The following is a 4,340-nucleotide window of genomic DNA, read 5'->3' as shown; positions in this document are numbered from 1 at the left end:
ACTGGCAGGTCTATTAATCGCTTGCCCTTGTGCCTTTGGAAAGACTGGAAGATGTGCTGTGGACTGCCCAAGTAGCGGATTGCGTCCCGGGATGGGGATTCCACAACCTAAAGTATCTGCGCTACTGCGACGACACGAGATACATTGAAAGCTATCTTGTTGAAAGAGGAAATATTGAAAAAGTTGAAAGGGCAGGATGTAAAGGTGTAGCGAAAGGAAGCCTTTATACTACTTATCGACTCGCCCCAAAAGGGCAATATTGCAGAGCAAGAGATGAGAGCTCAATAACGTTTTAAATTTTCCATCTTCTTTCGTCTCGCCATAAACCCGACCAATCCCAAGCCTGCGAGCATCAAGGCATAGGCTTCAGGTTCGGGAATAACTCCCATGACTCCCATGGCGATCACTTGTCCATTGTTATTGATATCCACTGCCTGGGATAGAATCACCCCCTGGGGGAGGTCAACCAACGAATTAAGGTCCATCATTCCTTCACCATCAGGACCGGTGATGAAGGCATGGGAATTACCTTCACCCGTGAGAGAGTCTCCAACCACCTGTCCCGCATCGTTGATGCCCAAGGCATTGCTCCAGCTCCCGCCCAAAGTGCTCAGGTCTCTCATTCCCATCCCATCAGGACCGGTGATGAAGGCATGGGAATTACCTTCAGCCGTGAAAGAGTATCCAACCACCTGTCCCGCGTCGTTGATGTCGCGAGCATAGCTCCAGCCCCCACCCAAAGCGCCCAGGTCTCTCATTCCCACCCCGTCAGGACCAGTGATGAAGGCATGGGAATTACTATCAGCCCTAATAGAGCCTCCCACCACCTGTCCACCATCGTTGATGCCGTTAGCATAGCTCCAGCCCCCGCCCAAACTGCCCAGGTCCCTCATCCCCACCCCGTCAGGACCGGTGATGAAGGCATGCTCACCACTATTAGCCGTGTAGGAGCCTCCCACCACCTGTCCGGCATCGTTGATGTCGCGAGCAATGCTGTAAGTGCCACCCAAAGTGCCCAGGTCCCTCATCCCTACCCCGTCAGGACCAGTAATGAAGGCATGGTAATTATCATTACCATCAGCCGTGTAAGAGTTTCCCACCACCTGTCCGGCATCGTTGATGCCGTAGGCCTCGCTCCACCTCCCGCCCAAAGTGCCCAGGTCCCTCATCCCCACCCCATCAGGACCGGTGATGAAGGCATGGTAATTATCATTACCATCAGCCGTGTAAGAGTTTCCCACCACCTGTCCGGCATCGTTGATACCGGAGACATAGCTCCAGTCCCCGCCCAAAGTACCCAGGTCAATTGCCGTCCTGCTGTCAAGGTCAACAAGGAGGGCTGCTATCTGGGCGTTTGCATGATTGACAAAACCAGGGCCGGTAATTAAGGCTACGGCCAGGATAAGATGACGAACTTTGAAGGAAGGGCTGAGTAGTGTCATGGCATTCTCCGGCAAGGCGATGTTTGGTAATCCATTGCTTCAATGTAGATAATGGAGCTCATGCTGTCAAAGCAGCTTCTCTCGATCTTTGGTTTTTGGTTCTGATTTTGAAACTTCCTCCTCACAACTAGGCTCAGGACCTATTAATTTGAGGCTTCACGCACGACGCTGGTTGTGATTCACTTATGGTGGAGGTGCTGCCATGAGGGATTTGTTTTACCTGTCGGAAACACAGTTCAACCGTATAAAGTCTTATTTTCCCTTGTCCCACGGGGTTGCCCGTGTTGACGATTTGCGGGTGATCAGCGGGATCATCTACGTCATTCGGAATGGCCTGCAATGGAAGGATGCCCCGCGGGAATACGGGCCGCACAAGACGCTGTATAACCGTTTCGTGCGCTGGAGCCGACTGGGCATGTTCAACCGCATCTTTGCGGAACTGGCGGGTAAAGAGGAAACGCCCGAGAGGCTGATGATCGACGCCACGCATCTGAAGGCCCACCGCACGGCAGCCAGCCTGCTACTGCTAAAAAAGGGGATGTTCCCCGCCGTATCGGTCGCACGAAGGGCGGCCTGAACTCAAAGCTTCATGTGGTCTGCGAGGGTCAGGGCAAGCCTGTTGCCATGCTCCTGTCCGAAGGGCAGATGAGCGATTACAAGGGAGCACGCATGCTGCTGCCGTCATTGCTCAAAGCCAAAACCCTGATTGCAGACGGCGGCTATGACGCTGCCTGGTTCCGGGCAGCGTTGCGTGCCAAAGGCATAACGTCCTGCATACCGACAAAAAGGAATCGCAAAATCCAGGTCGAATACGACAACACCCTCTACAGGCAAAGGCACAGGATCGAGAACATGTTCGGGCGGCTCAAGGACTGGCGCAGGATCGCCACGCGCTGCGCCCATACCTTCTTTTCAGCCATCTGCATTGCCGCAACCGTCATCTTCTATCTCAATTAATGAGTCCTGAGCCTAGCCTGATCTTTCTTCCTATCGGATGTATTGATAAAGCGTTTCGCGGCTTATCCCAAACTCCTTCGCCAGCTTTGTCCGGTTTGCCCCTGTAGCTGCCTGCTCTCGCAACTGGGCAATCCTCTCTGCATCGAGGGCCGGCTTCCTGCCCTTGTAGACTCCTTTGGCCTTTGCCAGCGTTATCCCTTCCCGCTGTCGCTCCTTGATGAGCGAGCGCTCAAACTGAGCGAATGCGCTGAGCATGGTAAACATCAACGTAGAACGCGGATCATCACTACCAGCGGTAAAGCTCATATTCTCTTTGACGAATTGAACTGATACACCTCGGTCGTTCATCTCTCTCACAAGTCTCAGCATGTTCTCGACGTTACGCGCCAGCCTGTCCATGGAATGGACTACAAGCGCATCCCCCGCACGCACGTGATTGAGTGCGGCCAGGAGTTGGGGCCTGTTTGTATCCTTGGCCGATGCCTTGTCGGTAAATACCTTGTCTAGCGCAATACCATCGAGTTGACGTTCAGGATTTCGATCCAGCGAACTCACCCGTACGTATCCGATTCTTTGGCTGGCCACTACCCTCTCCTCCATAAATTGTCAGGATAGAGTCTGTAGCTCTCGCCAAGACTTGTCAATTAATAATAATTGAAAGCCTATCTTGACAAAACAGGGGGAAAAGTGTCAGGCAGATTTGTCAGGATGGGGTGTACCCCAGAAGGACACTTGGAAGGCTTGTAACGGTAACTTTACCTCTACCTTTAAGCAGCGACCGCGGGAGAAAGTGAGTGAGCATTGTTCTGCTTCCGCTTTACCCATCGTACCGCCGCTACCATTTCAATGAGTCACTTACCTTGACAATCCGTATTCATGATCTAGTTTTCACATGAAGGAGCCTTCATCACTGGTCCTGATGGCATGGGGATGAGACCTGGTTATCAACTCCACCCTTCCTAAGCGCTTTACGGATGGCTACTGAGAGAGAGGAATGAACATGAAACTGAAACAAAACTATCTGGCTTTGGCGGCTTTGCTGTTGGCTGCCCTCACTTCGACCTATTCCTTTGCACAAACTTCAGAACGCGACCTTGCGGTTGAAGAAGCTAACCGTAAGCTTGTCGTAAAATTCTATAACCTGAACTTTAACGAGCATAAGGTAGAAGAGGCCGTTAAAGTCATGGCCGATAATTATATCCAGCACAACCCTAAAGTGCCTGATGGAAAGGCTGCTTTTGTGTCGTTTTTCACAGGCTTTTTCCCTAAAAATCCTGAGGCCAAATCGCGCATAATCCGCAGTGCTGCCGACGGCGATCTGGTCTGGCTGCATGTTCATGCCACCAACGGAGCCAATGATCGCGGGCAGGCTATCATTGATATTTTCCGCGTTAAGAACGGAAAAATTGTTGAGCACTGGGATGTCATCCAGGCTGTGCCTGAGACGGCTGCTAATAAAAATACTATGTTCTAAATATTATGGGCGTAATACCGTTTCCGTTTTTATTCCCAGGGCAAGTCAATGACTGCACGGTCGCACCGGAACTGATCGCCAGACTCCCGCAGGTGGAAACGATCGCGGACAAGGGCTATGACAGCGAGCGAATCCGCGAAACCATCGAGTCGCAAGGGGCAAGGCCGGTCATCCCCCGGAAGCGTAATTCAGTCAAAGGCAATCGTATTTGGATAGGGAATTGTATCGGTATCGGCATCTGGTGGAAAACCCCTTTGCCCGTTTGAAGCATTATCGGACCGTAGCATAACGATTCGACAAGCTGAAGAGAAATTACGAGAGTGTAGTAGCCATGGCCTGCATGATCCTCTGGCTACCAATGTGAAACGTCAACAGACCCTAGAAGAAATAATTGAATGATAATATTCCCTCATTATTTTGGTCGTAGCGGTTCAATTCCACCCTTAGATCCAGATCTTGTGAAAGCG

At 51.6% G+C, this 4,340-nt stretch carries 4 protein-coding genes and 1 pseudogene; 3 read left to right on the top strand and 2 right to left on the bottom strand.

Features of this window, described 5'->3' with window-relative positions:
* Positions 1–281: 281 nt before the first annotated feature.
* Entirely contained in the window at positions 282–1,442 is a 1,161-nt protein-coding gene (locus BMY01_RS16745; RefSeq protein WP_074749244.1) for an HAF repeat-containing PEP-CTERM protein, read from the bottom strand.
* Positions 1,443–1,644: 202 nt separating this feature from the next.
* Between BMY01_RS16745 and BMY01_RS17180 the strand changes: the two genes are divergently transcribed.
* Positions 1,645–2,399 (top strand): IS5 family transposase gene (locus BMY01_RS17180; protein ID WP_254772811.1). Its coding sequence is split into 2 segments (ribosomal slippage): positions 1,645–1,962 and positions 1,965–2,399, totalling 753 coding nucleotides; the frame shifts between segments, so codons are not numbered across the junction.
* Between the two features lie 30 nt (positions 2,400–2,429).
* On the opposite strand, the gene BMY01_RS16730 is transcribed toward BMY01_RS17180, so the two are convergent.
* On the bottom strand, positions 2,430–2,984 hold the full coding sequence (locus tag BMY01_RS16730; RefSeq protein ID WP_139176977.1) for a recombinase family protein: 555 nt from the start codon (positions 2,982–2,984) through the stop codon (positions 2,430–2,432).
* A gap of 415 nt (positions 2,985–3,399) precedes the next feature.
* Here BMY01_RS16730 and BMY01_RS16725 point away from each other — a divergent pair, with 415 nt between their 5' ends.
* Together BMY01_RS16725 and BMY01_RS16720 are read left to right on the top strand one after the other, a co-directional pair.
* On the top strand, positions 3,400–3,873 hold the full coding sequence (locus tag BMY01_RS16725) for a nuclear transport factor 2 family protein (RefSeq protein ID WP_074749245.1): 474 nt from the start codon (positions 3,400–3,402) through the stop codon (positions 3,871–3,873).
* A gap of 38 nt (positions 3,874–3,911) precedes the next feature.
* Positions 3,912–4,237: pseudogene (locus tag BMY01_RS16720) on the top strand (transposase); the annotation flags it as partial.
* Positions 4,238–4,340 lie beyond the last annotated feature (103 nt).

This window comes from Nitrosospira multiformis, assembly GCF_900110185.1.
Lineage (GTDB): Bacteria > Pseudomonadota > Gammaproteobacteria > Burkholderiales > Nitrosomonadaceae > Nitrosospira > Nitrosospira multiformis_A.
Note: the sequence above shows the minus strand (reverse complement) of the source record. Positions and strands in the feature narration are given on the sequence as shown.

Excerpts from the sequence above, each read along its gene's own strand:
- BMY01_RS16725 (WP_074749245.1), top strand. The coding sequence starts at position 3,400 with ATGAAACTGAAACAAAACTATCTGGCTTTGGCGGCTTTGCTGTTGGCT.
- BMY01_RS16745 (WP_074749244.1), bottom strand. The coding sequence starts at position 1,442 with ATGACACTACTCAGCCCTTCCTTCAAAGTTCGTCATCTTATCCTGGCC.